Below are 17341 nucleotides of genomic sequence, written 5' to 3' on the forward strand. Positions count from 1 at the left end.
TCCGAACAAAATTACGTTTAATTAAAAACGCCAGCAAATGTGCTGGCGTTTTCTTATTCTAATGTGTTGATTTACGCTGACTTAAATCGGTCAGGAATCTTAGTGATGCTCTCTCTGTAGCTAAACCATAAGTAGGTAACGGCAAGCGAAAAGAATAAATATGAAAGTGCGAATACGATTGGAGACGTGATTAATTCCGCGGACATTCCCCACATCACACCGACTACGGTTATCGTCAACTTAGAAAGCATGCCGCAAATAAGTAGGAATAAAGCAAGCTGTGGAAAGCGCGAGCTGCGAAATGCGAAGAAGTAACAGCTACCTACCGCTAAAGAAGCAATAGATAAGCCCAACATAAATGAATGGATGTGGTCTGCTGATGCGATACCAGCGGATACCGAAGCCATGAGTAATAGGAATAGTTTCATAAGTCACCTCACAACAAATCTAAAAAGCATCCCTTCATAAATGAAAACTCATTTTTCACTATATTCTGCGCCTAAAATCAGCAATTACAAGTTACTTTTTTGCTCACTTAATGAACATAAAAGCTAATCAGCTTCAATTATTACAAAAGGTTAACAATTAAAAATTAAGAAACCCTTTGCATCTGATACTTACGACAGTCAGATGATAAATTCGCCATTTTTTGTTACAGATGGTTAACATGGAAACATTTTGAAATTTTTTATTTGAAATGTGAACTGTGCACTCAACAGCGTAAAACCTCTCTGTCTTGACTCATCATTCGTTATTAGTGAACAAAAAATGTCACTTTTTTACAACGTTCTTACTACATACAAAACCATGAATTCACATCCACTTTTAATGTTGCAAATTATTTTATCAGTAACCGTAAAAAGAGATTCCAATCACATATTTATTGGTTATAATCCGCGCTCATTGCGTTAAACGTTGAAAAACGCAAACTAATTTTGAGAAAAAAACATCTTTAAACCAACCTTCTTTGCGGCATTGCCAATAAGAGGAAAAACTGAGAATAAAAATGAGCAAGATTGATAAAGCTATGCGCATCCTGTTAGCAGGGTTCTGTATCAACCTTTGTCTTGGCATCCTGTATGCTTGGAGTGTATTCAACAAGGCACTGGTAACTGAATCAGGCTGGAGTGCTGCAGAAGCTTCTGCACCTTACGCAACTGCAACCATCACTTTCTCTATCTGTCTTCTTATTGCAGGTATTCTTCAAGACCGCATGGGCCCTCGAATGATCCTTATCCTAGGTACTGTTCTTACAGGTCTGGGCATGATCGCTTCTGGCTTTGTGAACTCTCCACTAATGTTGAACATTACATTCGGCGTGATCACAGGTGCAGGTATCGGTTTTGGTTACGCATGCCTATCACCTTCTGCGATGAAGTGGTTCCATGCTTCGAAGAAAGGTATGGTTAACGGCATTATTGCGGCAGGTTTTGGTCTAGCGGCTATTTACCTTGCGCCAGTAACTTCTGCGCTAATAGACAGCATGGGCATTCAAACTAGCTTTATGGTTCTTGGTGTTGGTATCCTAGCGATTGCGGTTCCTCTTGCAGCAACCATCAACAACCCACCAGCAGACTACACACCTGCGGAGCCTAAAGTAAAAGAAGGCCAAGCACCTAAAGCGGTGAAAAAGTCAGATGACTTAACTTGGAAAGCAATGTTGAAAACGCCACAGTTCTACTCTCTATGGATCATGTACGCGTTTGCAGCTTCTGTTGGTCTAATGATCATTGGTAACATCACGACCATCGCAAGCGTTCAAGCAAACTTGCCAAACGCGGTTTACCTAGCGTCTATTCTTGCTGTATTTAACTCTGGCGGTCGTGTTGCCGCGGGTATGCTTGCAGATAAAATCGGCGGTGTTCGTACGCTTCTACTCGCGTTCGTTCTACAAGGCGTAAACATGGTGCTGTTCGCGACGTTCGACTCTGAGTTTACACTGATCATCGGTACAGCAATCGCAGCGGTAGGTTACGGCACACTTCTAGCGGTATTCCCTACTCTAACGGCTGAGTTCTACGGTCTGAAAAACTACGGAACTAACTACGGCGTACTTTACACTGCATGGGGTATCGGTGGTGCAATCGGCGCAGCGGTTGTTGGTTTCTCGATGACAAATGGCGACGGCTACACCTTGGCTTACACAATTTCTTCAGCAATGATGGCAGTATGTATCGTACTAGCGTTCATCACTAAGCCATTGTCTGAAGCGAAAGTAGCACAGCTAAAAAACGCATAATTGCGAATTGATTTGATAGCAAAAAGGCTTAACCTATGGGTTAAGCCTTTTTTGTTATCGGTCGTTTATGGAAAGCCCTATCGAACTTGCACCAGACTACTATCTAGAGAACTTCTTTAAGCTGACTCATCACGCAGTAACTTGGTACAGCGATTTACTGACCAAGGAAGAACACGCATGGCTTTGCTCGTTTGATTCTTTGAGCAAACACGCCCAGTGCCTTTTGGTACGTTTATACAGCCGAAAGGGATGTTGGTTTCGAAGTGATAAGCTGAGTTATCAAGAAATACCTTCTATCAATGAAGCGCTGGCGGAATTGAGTCAACATGAGTTTGTAGCCCTTTCCCCACCCCTTTCTCATCAAGAGTTAGCGGCCAATTTACTGACCAAACCAGAAATCTCCACGCTTTATCCCGAACTGCCGAAATCACTCAAGAAAGACGCCCTTGTCGAACGTTTGAGTAATGCGGAATTTGATCGTATAGAGAAGCTTGACTTTACGATCGTCAAACTCAATTCAGCTCATATGATCGACGTGTTGCTCACTCTGTTTTTTGCCAACACCCATCAAGACTTAAGTCAGTTTGTGCTTGATGACTTAGGTTTGCATCAGTTCGAGCAATATCAATTGAGTAAAGTGCGCCGTTTCTTTGATTCACGTGAGCAAATAGACCGTTTAATTGAACTGAGCCAGTTGACCAACCTGTACTGGCAATTTGACCGAAAAGACAAAGCCAATCTCGACTTATTAATTGAGGCAATGCCTCAGCCCGTTAAACACCGTTACGTAGATCGTAAACGCGATCACATGTTGAATGACATAGCACGTGATTACGAACGGCTTAATGATCTAGAGACCGCCCTATCTCTATTTGGGCAAACTCAACTCACACCGAGCCGAGAACGACGCGCACGTATCTATGACAAATTAAACCATGATGATTTATTTGGTGACATTGTCACAGATATACTTCACTCACCGATCGATGTGTCTGAGCTCGAAGTTGCACAAAAACTTGAGCAACGGTTAAAACGAAAACAAGGCGAGAAAGTGCCAAGAGTGACGAAGCCAACCTGTACGGAATACCGCCTTGAACTGGATTTATCTCAACAGAGAGTCGAACTCGCCAGCAAAGCGTATTTTGAGTCCTTAGGCTGGACAGTATTTTACACCGAAAATGCACTGCTTAATGCGTTACTTGGTCTCACTTTTTGGGATGCGATTTTCGCTCCCATCGAAGGCGCATTCATCAATGCCTATCAGCATCGTCCTCTGGATTTGTACCATTCTGATTTTGTTACCAAGCGCCAAGCTTTGATAGATGCGGCGTTTGACGAATTGGAAACGGGTAACACTCATACGTTATTGACAAAGTACGATGAGAAGTTTGGTATCAGCAATCCATTTGTGCATTGGAGCTTAATAAGTAAAGAACTACTCGAAACAGCACTCGATACAATCCCAACTAACATGTTGATGGCGCTATTTAAAATACAATTGAGTGACCTAAAGCTTTACCGCAATGGGATGCCTGATCTGATTGCTTTTAAAGGAAACGAGTTCGAATGGATTGAAGTAAAAGGGCCGGGCGATAAACTCCAAGACAACCAATGGCGTTGGATTAAAGAGTTTACTCGCCTTAATGTGCCATTTGCGGTGTGTTACGTCGCCGCAAGTTAACTCTCTTTATATAAAGAGCTTGGCGCATATTCATTAAAACAATTTCTTTTTTACCGCACCTTGCTCTTTTTCTGAAATATTTTTGTTTCTTCACGATCACTTCACGCTTCATCACACACAATGCGCTTCTACTCACTAAGTTGATTTGAAGAGGCAAAATAAAATGAACAAAACACTTCTTGCGTTACTTGTTACCTGCTCAGTTTCGGTATCTGCGGCTCCTTATGTAGGTCTGGAATATGGACTAGGCACCACTGACCATGATTTGGAACCTCACTTTTCAACTGACAACGTAACACTCAACCCTGAGCTTGAAGACGGTATTTTCTCAGGCTTTGTCGGTTACGCATTTAATGACAACTGGGCATTGGAACTGGGTTACAGCCAGTTTGACCTTGATGATAGTCGTTCAAAAAACCTAGGTATCAAGTCAATCGATGGCAAAGATTACCATCATGAAATGGATTGGGATGCGTCAATCAAAGCCAAGCAAGTGTCGTTGGCTCCTGTGTTTAACTATGCATTAAATGATAAATGGACAACAAAATTCAAAGCGGGTCTAACGTACACGGAATACAACGCCAAGGTTTCTAAACATCAAGAATACGAACTTGTCACGAACGACGATGTGGAAATGACCAACACGCTTTTCCATAGCTCGGAGAAAAGCAACGAGTTAGGCGCAATGTTCTCTGTGGGCGCGGAATACCAAGTGTTGCCAAAGCTCACCATTGGCGCAAACGCTAAATACCAACTAGACAGCTACGCAAACACTGCATCCTTTAACGTAGGCACAACTTATTACTTCTAATATAAGGAGATGATAATGAAAAGAGTATTTTTAACATCCATGCTTGCTCTACTTTCAAGCTCGGCTTTCGCCGCGTTTAATGGTCCAGAAGTCAGTGCAATCAATACGGTGAAAGAGGCGCGCAACGCAACCGACGACAGCGCTGTAGTGCTAACCGGGCATATTGTTCAATCATTTGGTAACGAGACTTACTTGTTCAAAGACAACACTGGTGAGATCGAAGTAGAGATCGACAACGAAGATTGGATGGGTCAAGAAGTGACACCAAAAGATACCGTAATGATTCGAGGAGAGGTTGATTCAGATTGGACAGCTACGCAGATAGACGTTGAGACCATTCAAAAACGTTAAGAAGTTGACTAATACCTCAACAAAAACAACACAGCCACATTTTAGTGGCTGTGTTAAGCAATAATCATGGAAAACGCTCGTTTAGCTAGTCAAGCAAGGACAATCTTGCGGTACGACTAATCGTATACTCTTAGGCTGAACATCAAATCTAATGGTTCTCGAATGATAAGGTTCTCCATCTAAATTAAGAGGCAATGGATTCGGGAAGTCTATCTCCAACCAGCTTGCTCTTGTGTACTTCACAAACTCTCCTTTCTCACTCGGGTTATTGATCTCGTCGATTACTTTAGGCAGCTCATGAGGTAAAAATGGGCGCACCAATGTTAGATCCATCAGCCCATCATTAATCATCGCTTTTGGAGCTAACTCTTGCCCACCTCCAGCAAGGCGCCCATTACAAAACGCACCGAGCAACATTTCTCCCTGATACGCACCACCTTCAATCGTTATTGTTCCGTCATATGGTTTAAAGCCAAGTGCTTTTACAACACCAGTTAGCGTGTAAGCTCCACCGCCAAGAAAGTTTTTGAGTTCAACAGGCGTTTCTGCTGTAACTTCTGCGCCAAACCCTGCTGTTGCCACGTTAATAAAGCAGCGATCGTTCGCTTTGACGCAATCGACCAAGGCGGACTGCCCCTCAACAGCAAGAGATAAAGACGCCTTAATGGAATTAGGTACTTGAATAGCGGTAGCAAAGTCATTGGCGGTACCAAGGGGAATAATGGCTAACTCAGGGCGTTTTTCTTCGTCAATTTGAATAACCGCAGAAGCCGCCTCATTGACGGTTCCATCGCCTCCAGCGACAACAATACGTTCAATGCCTTCATCAACCGCTTCTTTCACTAGCCGCGGCATGTCTTGAGATTCCCACGTCACACGCACCTGTACGTCGATGCCTTTTTCTCTCATTTTCATGATTGCATCTCTTAACTCTGGATTCCCAGCTTTTTTTCCGTTAAGGATGGCACGTATTGTCTTTTTCATTGCACTTCCTATTGGTTGATGACTTTTCCTGCTTGCTTAATCTGTGAACGCAACCATTGATGGGCGCTGTCGTTTGTGCGACTAGGATGCCAGATTGTGCAAAGCTCATACATTTGTTCATCAAATGGCATTGATAAAGATTTAACATGATAGGTGTTATTGAACAAGTTGATCATCGACTCTGGCATTAAACCAATGTATTCACTACCACAAATAATTGGGAGCATTTCTAGTACGCCTGAGGCTCGATACTTAATCTTTCTCTTATCCAAGTCGACAATGTCATCGGCGTTTAACAAGCTCTTACGACTCTGCCACTGCGAAACCACTACGTGTTCTTCTTCAAAAAATTGTTCAGCCGTAATCTCGTCATTCAGGCGTGGATGCGTTTCGCTACATACCACCACCAAACGCTCCGTAAGTACAGTTTCCAGTTTTAGCACCGTTCTTGCTCTTGGTGTGATATCAATGATCAAATCGTATCGTTGTAACCGCAGATCACTTTCAAAATCTTCCGTAAAAAGCGGATGTACTTCTAATGCAACATTTGGCGCCGACACACGGATTTGTTTCATGACTTGAGGTAGCAACTCAAAGCTCGCAACGGACACACAGGCAATAGAAAACACTCTATTCGACACTTTAGGGTCAAACTCACTAGAGGCCGATAATGTCGAAGTGAAATTTTGTACTGAAGCTAGAAGAGCAGGATAAATATCCATCGCAAACGAGGTAGGCTCGACACCTTTAACGCAACGATGAAACAATGGATCATCGTAGATATCACGTAGCCTTGCTAGCGCTTTACTCACCGCAGGCTGGGTGATGTTTAAACGCGCCGCCGCCCGAGACAAGTTACGCTCTTCATAGATGGCAGTGAAAATGGGAATAAGATTAAGGTCGGTCGGTTTCATGCTATTAAATTTTTCAAAAGTCACTTTCTCTATTTTAATCTAACAGCATGATCCTTCACGTAGCCAAGTGCAATAAATGGGCGGTATCGCTTGTTTTAATGAGTTTTAACTCAATTTTGACGCACTTCATTCACCACATAAACTGGCACCATAGTGCAACGTAAAGCTTGACTTAGGCTTTGCCTAGGTAAGGGGTAAGAAACTCGCTGACTTCCTCGCCGCACAAACCCGTTTCTACCTCTATACCTGCTTGTTTTAGAATCTCGATACCTCGACCACTGTTGCGCGGGTCGGGGTCCAATATGGCTACGACGACTTTGCTTATGCCGGATTTGACTAATGTCACCGCGCAAGCTGGCGTGCGACCAACAAACGAACACGGTTCCAGCGTAACGTATGCCGTCACCGATTCTAACGAGCCTTGATACGCATTCAGCGCTTCCACTTCCGCGTGATTGCCACCAATCGCTTGAGTATGACCTTCAGAAACGATTTGATTGTCTCTCACTAACACGCAGCCAACCGGCGGGTTGGGTTGACATTCAGGAAGCGCATTTTTGGACACTTCCAATGCGCGGCGCATAAACTCTTGGCTCATTTGAACTCTATTCTCTAATAAAAACGAGGCGCTATATTAGCGCCCCGTTTTATTCATTGCCATCTCTTCCAATGACTTTGTCCAGTTCTGGTAACGCTCGCGGAATACGGAATTTAAAGCGTTTTTGTTTGGTCTGGATTTTGCGCCACATCGACTTCAGTAAATGAGCGCTATTTTCACCATTTTGCATTCGCGACGCACTTTTTTGCCACGATTCACTCGTATCGGCTTTGGTCATTTCTAGCTCGGCCGTATTTAAACGCAATTGTTTGTACAATATGGTCCTTGCTTCAGACCAACGTTTAGCCTTTAACAAACGGTGGAACGTCAGCCATGCTGGTGTCGGTCTGTTGCGGTAGTAACGTTTAATGGCTACCAATGAAATAATCACAAAACCCAGCAACACAAGCGTGGAAACAATCCATTCAAAGTACGTTCTGATGAAGGACTTCAACGTGTGCTTCGCGGCAAAAGTTTTGCCCTCTAACATCACCGTTTCCACTTGCTGAGTCTTACTGTTCCACCAACGGAACTCATAATCCGGCAGGGTTAATTCACCACCTTGTTGAATCACGTACACGCTCTCTTCTGTGCGTGTTGACTGGTAATCACCACGTGTTTGCGTATCTGTAAGACGATGTGGTTGAGGGTACGCTTGGTAACGGGTTGTTGATTCTCCTTTCAACAAGTCTGGTAGCAACACAGATAGTGAATCTTGAGCCGAAATGGTGATTTTACGCGTGATTGCATCCCCAACTTTGAGTGACTCAGTGGAGGTATCCCACTCTTGCTTTACCTCTACATCTGTTGCAGCAAACCAAGGTGTCTCACCACTCAGCAGGCCCGATGGCAAGACGGTTTTGAACTTAATCGGCTGCGTGTAAAGTGTGCCTGATACCTTCTCGCCGTCCGGCGCAGACACCTGAACGCCCACTGCGACAGGTGGAACCACAAAATCACCAGAAGCTTGAGGATACAAAGTCACTTCCCAGCGTTGACGCGACCAAGTTTGCCCCTCTTTTTGCTCAGTAAAGTTGGTTGCTAGTTGATTACGCTGTTTGGCGATAACATTGGGTATTTCAATATTGCCAATTCTCGTACCACCCGTAAACCAACGCGGCGTTGCCACTTCGATGGTTAAAATAACTTGCTCATTGACGCTAAAACTTGGTGTTTTACGCTTCTCTCCAGCCGTTGGTTGTTTACCAACCCACGCTTGTAACTCAACTCCATGCTTTCGTTGAACGTCACGAATATCTTGAGCCAACACACTACTGCTCAGGAGGAAGCCGAAACAGATAACTAACCACAAGGGTAAAGCAAAGTGCGTAAAACGGTGGCTTTTCATCATTGCACCGCCTCCTCTGTATTTTCGTTCGCAGTAGAGGTTGATTCTCCGGTTTCTATTGAACGCAATTGAATCTGAAACTTCGCATTTAAGAAGTATTTAGGATCCGCTTCGACTCGCTTTAACCATTTGTCGGCTAATTCTTGGCTACCTAAGATGTCGTCTGCACTTAACGTCTCTTTAATCATCAACTCCGCTGACGTTTTTTCATCCGCCCCTTCTGCGGTTTGAGGGTTATCGCCTAGCTCGGTTGACGCCTCTTGCTCCGTTCCTGCCTGACTCTCACTCATCCGGTTGATGTCCTCTACAATACCACCAATCACTTTCAAGTTATGCTCAACATCCGGTCTTAGCCTCTCGCTCAACGTTGGCTTGTTGGCTAGGGATTTTAACAAGTCACGTGCAGCCAAATATTCACGCTGACGCGCCAATGCACTCGCCGCATTATAAAGACCGTAATCTCGAACCTCTTCGGACGGGTCGTTTTGCATTTCCAAAAACGCGCTGTGCGCGAGCTCAAACTCGCTAGCGTAGTAGTACGCCGTGCCTTTGCGTAATGGATCGACAAAGTGTTTTGCAGCTTCTAAATACGCTTGTTGGTTGAACAAACGCTGTCCTTGTTGGTCTGGCGTCAGCCACAAATCCCACCACCATTGCGCCACCTTGTCGAAAGCCGTCACTTTTTGCACAACTTGTGGCTGCTCGGCTTTAACTGAAATATTCTCGGCCAACGCACTTGTTGGCATCAATAACGTGCCGCTCACCATTACAATCACGCACCACTGCACTAACCACCCTTTTCTAAACCACAGCATCATGATCAGCGCGATTGGGAACAGAAGTTGATACCCCATGTCTTTCCAAGGCATTGAAGATTCGCCATTAAGCTGCATATTGCGCTCAACGTATCGATTCAGTTGCTCGATATCACTATTATCGACGGTCACTTCCACCAATCGACCGTTGGTCTGGCTGGCCAGTTTTTGTAGAGAATCCAAATCCATTGGGTTGTTACTCACAATGTCAGCGTTCCCTGCCGCAAGAATTAACAGTTGATAAGGTTTGCCCGAGAAATACGCTTGGTATTGCTCAATCGTGGCCGGGTTCACGCCGTCGCTCACCAACAGAACGGTGGAGCCTGGTTGACCTTGCAATTGTTGATCAATTAACGGCAAGGCTTTTTCGGCAAGCTTACCTTGCACGGGCATAATCTCTGGCGTAATGGCCGCCAAAAATGGGTCAAATACTTTGCTGTCTTGAGTTATAGGCATTGCGACATGAGCACTGCCCGCGAACACGACTAAACCCGTTTTTCCGCCTTTTCGCGCGGCTAGCAAATCGCGTATTTTCTGTTTGGAACGCTCAAGGCGGCTTGGTGGGAGATCTTTTTGCAGCATCGAGTCGCTGTTATCAAGCACCACAAGCATAGAGGCTTTATCTTCGCCAAAGGGAGAAGGTTCTCGTTGCCACGTTGGGCCTGCACAAATCACAATGGCGATGAACACAATCAGCATCAAGAGCTTAAGCGGCAGTTGCTTACGCCAGCCTCGCTCACCTATCGTCAAAGCATTGCGTAAATGTTCGGGCAGAATATCCTTCCAGCTTGGCTCGCTTTCTTCTCGCCAGCGTAACCACACCAAGAAAAACATGGGGATCAAAGCCAGTAACCACAGTGGTCGAATAAAATGAAACTGCGTAAAGAATTGCGTCCAACTAAGAGAATCAAACATCGCTCTCTCCTAATGATGATCGTGTAACAGCCCTTCTTTTAAGTGTTGCGACGCTGAACGCGAGCAAATGCATGATGACCACTAACGCCATCAAGTAATGGTGAAGGCTTTGTTTTGGGCGGTATGTGGTGCTTTCGTAAAGTTGAGGTTCCAGTTTGCCAATTTCATCGTAGGCAGCCGATAGTTCATCACGGTTGAGTGCTTCAAACGCTTCACCGCCGGATTCTTTCGCAATGCGATGAATCGTGTCCATATCCAACGCGGTTTCACCTATCGTTTCCGGATCGCCCATCGCAATGACGTGTACTCTCACGCCTTTGGCTTTCGCAACTTTCGCCGCATCAATCGGTTCAACAAAACTGCCCGTGTCGTTACCATCGGTTAATACAATCGCGACTTTTTCACGGTTTTGGTCTTGTTCTAAAGCACCACGCGACTTATCACTTTGCTCAAAAACTTTAATCGCTAAGCCAATCGCATCACCAAGATGGGTACTCTGCCCTGCCATTGCCACATCGGTTTGGTTAAGCAGTTCGAGCCACACTTTTTGGTCTGCGGTAAATGGCGTTTGCACGAAAGCAGCATCACCAAAAAGCACCAAGCCTAATCGGTCACCTTTACGAGACTGAACAAACTCCGACAGCACTTCTTTTGCCGCATCAAGACGAGAAATTTTTTCGCCTGTACGTGAGGTGAAATCTGGCTCGGCCATGGAGCCCGAAAGATCCACCACCACCATCACATCGCGGCCTAAACTCGCGCGAACTTGAGGCTCGCCTAACACGGTGGGTTTTGCCATCGCACACACCACCAAAAGCCATGAAAGAATTAACGTTGCTCGCTGCCACCAACTCGGGGTCAACTGGCTTGCACCTTCTGATGGCGTCTCGCCAATCGCTTCCACCAGCTGACTAAAAAACGGCACTTTGATCGCCATTTGCTTAGTGCGATATGCGGGCACCAAGTAGTACACCACCAACGGCAAGGGCAAAACCAGAAACCACATTGGGTGAGCAAATTCAAAACCAGACAAACCAGTTATCGATGCAAGAAGATCATTCATGTTGACCTCCCTGATGTGCTTTGCGTTTCAATCGTGGTGATTTATTTGCCGCGCTTTTTTGAGCATCACAACGGTGCTCACTCACCCAGTTTTTCGCACGAGCAATAAGCGTTACTCGCTCTTCGTTGGTTAGCGTAACGCTTGGGTCAACAATACTTTGTAGCCAGCACTTTGAAAGCTCATCGTTAAAAACCATTTGCGAGTTTGCTTGAGAATCTTCGGTTTGCGGATACAGCGCATCGAGCTTGCGCAGAAAGGCGGTATCAAACAATTTCGCGTTGCGGCTATCAATATGAATCAGCACTACTTTAAGCACAGAGAACAATACTTTTGGCATGTCTTTGTCGCTCGATTTGATTTGCGAAATCGCCAGTAGAGCTTCTTTTCGGTAACGATTATGCCACCATTGCCGAGCCAATCGATATACGACATACACCAATGCAATGAGCACAACCGCCGCTAAAATTTTCCAGCCAATAGTTTGCGGGTACCAACTCACGCTGGGTGGTACAGCCACATCATGCAGCTCTCTGAGTATGTAGGTACTCGGAGGCGTAGGAAGATCACTCATTTAACGCCCTCCTACCAGTTTTTGGAATTGTTTAATGTGCTCACCTGTCGTATCGAGTTCGATGTGCGGAAGGTGTTTCATCGCCATAAGTTGAGAGAGTGATTGACGCTGTAAGCTAGTTCGAGCCTCAAGCTTTGCGCTCGCAGCTTCTACCTTTGCTTTGCTGTCTAAATTGAGTTGATACTGCCCATCACCAACCACCCATTTCGATTTTGCCAAATCGTCTGGTAGCGCTTGTTCTAATGGGTCACTGACCATCACTGCAAGAACATCGTTGTGCTGTTGTAGCTGTTTAAGGTGATCAAGGTGGTGCTCCTCGCAGTCGCTCCAGTCGCTGATAAAAATCAAAGTGGATTGCTTGAGCTTCATGCGTTTAATAAGCTCAATCCATTGACTGAACGTTACTTTTTCGGAATTGCGGGAGTCCACATTGAGCGATTGATTGGCTTTAGCGAGACGTTTAAGTTGCGCCAGAAGATCGTTTTGCGAACGCTGTGCCTTGCTGTGAAACAACGCCTGCTGGGATGCGATGACAAAACCGACTCGGTCGCCATCTTTTAATACTCGCCACCCACACATCGCTGCGATCTCTGCCGCGACAACTGATTTCATTACTTGCGTCGAAGCAAAAAACATTGTGCTTCTCTGGTCGACACACACGATTACGTTGCGATCTTTTTCTTCTGTATAACTGCGTACATGCGGCTTACCCGTACGCATCGTAACTTTCCAATCAAGGTTACGAATATCGTCACCCAATTGGTAATGGCGCAGCTCTTCGAAGTTCAATCCACGACCGCGAAACAACGAATTGTGTCGGCCAGAGAGTACGCTACCCGCCTTTAGGTGAGGAAGTAAACTGAATGATTCTGCTTGTGCTTGCAGACGTACTAAACGAGCGTAATCGCAGTACAAACGGGGATCCATCCCCTGTGATTTTGGCGCAAGAGTTGGCTTAGCCATAATGCCTCCCACTTACCCAATTTCTACACAATCTAGCAGCTCTTGTACGACTCGTTGGTGATTGACTCCGTCTGCTAGTGCGTCGTAGGTCAAAGAAAAACGGTGGCCCAATACAGACGGAACCATGGCACGCACATCGTCAGGAGTCACATGGTCACGTCCTTGCATCCACGCATACGCACGAGCGCATTTGTCGAGTGCGATGGAAGCACGAGGACTAGAGCCAATCTCAATCCATTTTGCTAAGTTTGAATCGGCATAACACTCTGGCTTACGAGTCGCCATCACTAACGCAACGATGTAGTTTTCCACTAGGTCCGATACCACGATGTTTGGTAACTGACGGCGCGCTTCTAGCACCACGTCTGGCTCGATGTGTTTTGGCGTAATAATTTCGCTGCTGGTTTCCGCACCCAATTCTTCACTGCGCACCAAACGAATGATGTCACGTTCGGCGTCATCTTCTGGATAATCGACGGTAACCTTCATGATAAAGCGGTCCATTTGCGCTTCTGGCAGCGGGTACGTGCCCTCTTGCTCTACAGGGTTTTGCGTTGCAAGCACCATAAATAAGTCTGGCAATACGTGAGTTTTATCGCCTACCGTTATTGTGCCTTCGGCCATGGCTTCAAGCAGTGCCGCTTGTACTTTGGCTGGTGCACGGTTGACCTCATCAGCAAGTACAATGCTGTTAAAAATGGGCCCAGGTTGAAAGTGGAGTTGCGGCTTACCATCCAGCTCTTGATAAACCTCAGTACCCGTCACGTCAGATGGTAAAAGATCCGGCGTAAACTGGATTCGACCAAAACTGGTGTTTAACAAGTTCGCCAACGATTTTACGGAACGTGTTTTTGCCGTTCCCGGTAAACCTTCTAGCAGAATATGCCCATTTGTTAATAACCCGATGACTAAAGCTCGAACCACGTGGCTTTGTCCAATGACGCTTTTTTCTGTTTGTTCGATGAGTTCTTTTATCGCTTGTTGTGCGTGGTTCATAGGATACCTTTTCAATGGTTTAAGCCGTCTTTTCGATAGTTAAGTATAAGAACAAATGAAATAACTTAAGGTTATATTCACTATGTTATCTTTGCGGTTCTTGAGATTGGAGAAGTTGTGCAAGACCAACCAACATCGGTAACGCATAATCAAAGAACATTTTGATTCCCGAACACAAATAGTTTAGACCACTCTCACCATTCGGCGTTTTGATCAAACGGTTTTTTGGGCACTCACCCCAACAATAAGGCAAGTAAGGGCATTGCTTACAATACGTCGGCAATGAATCGCGTTTTGCCATGCCAAAAGTATATTGTCTTGTAGAGAAGGCCATTTCATTCAGTGAGTGTTCATGAATGTTGGCGAGTTTGTATTCTGGATACACATAGTGGTCGCAACTGAACACGTCGCCATTGTGCTCAATCGCCAACCCTTTGCCACAAAACTCCGCCGTCACGCAAAGCTGAGACGGTTTCCCCATTACTTGCGCCACCGCGGTTTCAAACAGATTAACCAGCACACGGCCAAGATCGTTATTCACCCACTCTTCAAAGGTCGCCATTAAAAAGCGTCCCCAGTCTTCAGGATCGACTGACCAATCCGTTACAATCGACATTGGATGCCCCGGTTTAGCCAGATCACTGCCTTTGGTTGGGATCATCTGTTCGTTCCAAAACTGCGGCGCGGTTGTTTGGAAGTTGTTGGCTTCTACCACCGGCGCAAACTGAATATAAGTCACACCCAATTCTTGGGTTAAAAATCGATATACTTCGAGCGGGTATTTCGCATTGTGACGATTCACCGTGACCAACGCGTTGAATTTCACGCCATGCGCTTTGAGCTTATCTACCGCTTTCATCACGAGATCAAACGTTGGCTTACCGCTGCGGGTTTTGCGATATTTGTCGTGCAGTTCTCGTGGTCCATCAATCGACAAGCCAACTAGGAAGTTGTGCTCTTTTAAAAACGCACACCACTCATCGTTTAGCAAAATGCCGTTGGTCTGAAGGTCGTTTTCAATGCGAACGCCTTTCGGCTGATATTTCTTTTGCAAAGCTACGACATTGCGGAAATAGTCCAACCCAAGCAGCGTCGGCTCCCCGCCCTGCCATGAGAATACAATTTCTTCGCCATCCTGACTTTCGATATAGCTTTTCACGAACGCTTCCAGTGTTGCGTCGTCCATTTTTGGCTGCTTTTCTTGGTGCAGTAGATTTTCTTTATGCAGATAAAAGCAGTACTGACAATCGATGTTGCACTTTGCTCCGCCTGGCTTTGCCATCACATGGAATCGACGGTCATACGCGCCCAGAACAGGCGCTTTAGACGCCGTTTTAAGAGGAACAATAGGCATAGTAGTAGAATGGCGAGGGGAAATCTTACTCATACGTTTCTCACTATTACATATACCCAAATAACCTCGTGAGCGCTGTACAGCAAAAGTGAAGCTATTTGGGTATATAGCGCTCCAAAAAGCGCTATATAATCTTAATTTACTTAGAAGACTTAGGTACGAACGAACCTGCTTCCATACGAGGCGGGAATTCTTTGAATGTACCCATCACCTCTTTCACTGTATCCATTGCTGGCATCATTAAGAATGAACGCTCGTACATCCAACGAGAATAACCCATGCCTTGATCGCCTCGTTCAAATGGATCAATGCTCAAGTCAAAGATCAGTGGCACACGAAGTTTAGTGAACGGCTTACGCCATACATCCATACCCGTTTCATTCTCTTGAATCATAAAGTGGAACTTGTACTTTCCTTGGCGCAATGCCACAAGATCGCCGTCGTCGCTCCAGTAAACGAACTCATTTCGTGCGGATTTGTCTGACTTACCCGTTAAATATGGCAGTTGGTTGTAACCGTCTAGGTGAACTTTGTAGTCCATATCGCCAACTTTTTTGCCTTTTAGCAGTTCGTCTTTAACTTTGGTATCACCTGCCGCAGCAACTAGTGTCGGGAAAAAGTCCTCTAATGACATCATGCCGTTGAATGTTTTACCTGCCTCAATTTTTCCAGGCCATTTAATCAACATTGGCACACGGAAACTCCCTTCCCAGCCAGTGTTTTTCTCTGAGCGGAACGGTGTCATCCCTGCATCCGGCCACAAATCAACCATAGGGCCGTTGTCAGTGGTGTAAACAATGATTGTATTGTCATCCACACCTAACTCTTTGATCTTGTTAAGTAGCTGACCGATTTGGTCATCGTGCTGCTTAACACCATCCGCGTAGAAACCGGCACCTGTTTTACCTTGGTATTCTTCAGGAACATGTGTGAAGTTGTGCATGCGAGTGGTGTTAAACCAAGTAAAGAACGGCTTGTCCGCTTTTACTTGCTTTTCTATGAAGCTCTCTGCGGCATCAAGAAACTCACCATCAACATTTTCCATACGCTTACGCGTTAGTGGACCGGTATCTTCGATTTTGCCGTCAGCGTAAGAATGGATAACGCCACGAGGGCCAAATTTCTTCTTGAACTCCGGATCTTTAGGGTAATCCACGTTCTCTGGCTCTTCTTCTGCGTTCAAGTGGTATAGGTTGCCGAAGAATTCATCAAAACCGTGGTTGGTAGGAAGATGCTCGTCTCGGTCACCTAAATGGTTCTTACCAAATTGTCCGGTTGCGTAACCCATTTGTTTAAGCACGGTTGCAATCGTCGGATCTTTTTCCGAGATACCTTCCGGAGCGCCTGGTAAGCCCACTTTTGATAGACCTGTACGTTTTGGCATTTGACCAGTGATGAATGCAGAACGGCCTGCTGTCGAGCTTTGCTGTGCGTAGAAGTTAGTGAACTTCGCACCTTCTTTAGCAATGCTATCGATGTTTGGCGTGTTGTACGCCATCATGCCTTGGTTATAGGTACTAAGGTTCCAGTAACCAACATCATCACCAAAGATGACAAGAATGTTGGGTTTGTCCGCTGCATGTGCAACTGCAGATGCAGCGCCCAAAGCTAACGTACATGCGTTAAGTACGAGTTTTTTACTGCTCGTTTTGGTCGCATTTTTCATATTATCTCCAAGAGTTCGCTAGTGCGTAAAAATGGTATTCGCTTTTCAATACCATTGTTGATATAAGATAAA

Annotated in this window: 16 protein-coding genes; 4 read left to right on the forward strand and 12 right to left on the reverse strand. The window is 45.4% G+C overall.

Translation table 11 applies throughout. From position 1 onward, the window contains the following. Window positions 1-71: 71 nt before the first annotated feature. Window positions 72-428, reverse strand: a complete 357-nt coding sequence (locus tag R7P80_RS09020) for a hypothetical protein (protein ID WP_005376535.1) — start codon at window positions 426-428, stop codon at window positions 72-74. A 578-nt stretch (window positions 429-1006) separates the two neighbouring features. Here R7P80_RS09020 and R7P80_RS09025 point away from each other — a divergent pair. From R7P80_RS09025 to R7P80_RS09040, 4 genes are all read left to right on the forward strand, one after another. Next, on the forward strand, window positions 1007-2239 hold the full coding sequence (locus tag R7P80_RS09025) for an OFA family MFS transporter (protein WP_005388232.1): 1233 nt from the start codon (window positions 1007-1009) through the stop codon (window positions 2237-2239). A gap of 67 nt (window positions 2240-2306) precedes the next feature. Beyond that, on the forward strand, window positions 2307-3920 hold the full coding sequence (locus tag R7P80_RS09030; RefSeq protein WP_225491580.1) for a VRR-NUC domain-containing protein: 1614 nt from the start codon (window positions 2307-2309) through the stop codon (window positions 3918-3920). A gap of 163 nt (window positions 3921-4083) precedes the next feature. Further along, a complete protein-coding gene (locus R7P80_RS09035) occupies window positions 4084-4731 on the forward strand; it encodes an AcfA family outer membrane beta-barrel protein (protein WP_172563767.1) in 648 nt (215 codons plus the stop codon). Window positions 4732-4746: 15 nt separating this feature from the next. Then, window positions 4747-5082: a YgiW/YdeI family stress tolerance OB fold protein gene (locus R7P80_RS09040; RefSeq protein ID WP_225491579.1), complete on the forward strand. Its 336-nt coding sequence runs from the start codon at window positions 4747-4749 to the stop codon at window positions 5080-5082. 81 nt (window positions 5083-5163) lie between these two features. On the opposite strand, the gene yegS is transcribed toward R7P80_RS09040, so the two are convergent. From yegS to R7P80_RS09095, 11 genes are all read right to left on the reverse strand, one after another. Beyond that, the gene (gene yegS / locus R7P80_RS09045) at window positions 5164-6066 is read right to left on the reverse strand and encodes a lipid kinase YegS (RefSeq protein WP_053303508.1); all 903 of its coding nucleotides are present in this window, start codon (window positions 6064-6066) and stop codon (window positions 5164-5166) included. An 8-nt stretch (window positions 6067-6074) separates the two neighbouring features. Then, window positions 6075-6980 (reverse strand): LysR family transcriptional regulator, encoded by a 906-nt coding sequence (locus R7P80_RS09050; protein WP_053349403.1) that lies wholly within the window; start codon window positions 6978-6980, stop codon window positions 6075-6077. Between the two features lie 172 nt (window positions 6981-7152). Further along, window positions 7153-7578 (reverse strand): bifunctional diaminohydroxyphosphoribosylaminopyrimidine deaminase/5-amino-6-(5-phosphoribosylamino)uracil reductase RibD, encoded by a 426-nt coding sequence (locus R7P80_RS09055; protein ID WP_132937209.1) that lies wholly within the window; start codon window positions 7576-7578, stop codon window positions 7153-7155. 49 nt (window positions 7579-7627) lie between these two features. Then, a complete protein-coding gene (locus tag R7P80_RS09060) occupies window positions 7628-8929 on the reverse strand; it encodes a BatD family protein (protein ID WP_213877263.1) in 1302 nt (433 codons plus the stop codon). Next, a complete protein-coding gene (locus R7P80_RS09065; RefSeq protein WP_225491578.1) occupies window positions 8926-10656 on the reverse strand; it encodes a VWA domain-containing protein in 1731 nt (576 codons plus the stop codon). Before R7P80_RS09065 ends, R7P80_RS09060 begins: the two co-directional genes overlap by 4 nt. After that, window positions 10649-11719 carry a vWA domain-containing protein gene (locus tag R7P80_RS09070; RefSeq protein WP_104980600.1) on the reverse strand — a complete coding sequence of 357 codons (1071 nt, stop codon included), beginning with the start codon at window positions 11717-11719 and terminating at the stop codon, window positions 10649-10651. The genes R7P80_RS09065 and R7P80_RS09070 overlap by 8 nt, the downstream gene beginning before the upstream one ends. Then, window positions 11712-12290: a DUF4381 domain-containing protein gene (locus tag R7P80_RS09075; RefSeq protein ID WP_054729304.1), complete on the reverse strand. Its 579-nt coding sequence runs from the start codon at window positions 12288-12290 to the stop codon at window positions 11712-11714. Before R7P80_RS09075 ends, R7P80_RS09070 begins: the two co-directional genes overlap by 8 nt. After that, the gene (locus R7P80_RS09080; RefSeq protein WP_046875998.1) at window positions 12291-13253 is read right to left on the reverse strand and encodes a DUF58 domain-containing protein; all 963 of its coding nucleotides are present in this window, start codon (window positions 13251-13253) and stop codon (window positions 12291-12293) included. 12 nt (window positions 13254-13265) lie between these two features. Further along, complete coding sequence (locus R7P80_RS09085) at window positions 13266-14249, reverse strand: AAA family ATPase (RefSeq protein WP_213961550.1); 984 nt, start codon at window positions 14247-14249, stop codon at window positions 13266-13268. Between the two features lie 85 nt (window positions 14250-14334). Continuing rightward, entirely contained in the window at window positions 14335-15636 is a 1302-nt protein-coding gene (locus R7P80_RS09090; protein WP_033906479.1) for an anaerobic sulfatase maturase, read from the reverse strand. A gap of 106 nt (window positions 15637-15742) precedes the next feature. After that, window positions 15743-17269 (reverse strand): arylsulfatase, encoded by a 1527-nt coding sequence (locus tag R7P80_RS09095; protein WP_017635363.1) that lies wholly within the window; start codon window positions 17267-17269, stop codon window positions 15743-15745. Between the last annotated feature and the right edge of the window lie 72 nt (window positions 17270-17341).

This window comes from Vibrio sp. 2092 (assembly GCF_033339635.1).
Lineage (GTDB): Bacteria > Pseudomonadota > Gammaproteobacteria > Enterobacterales > Vibrionaceae > Vibrio > Vibrio alginolyticus.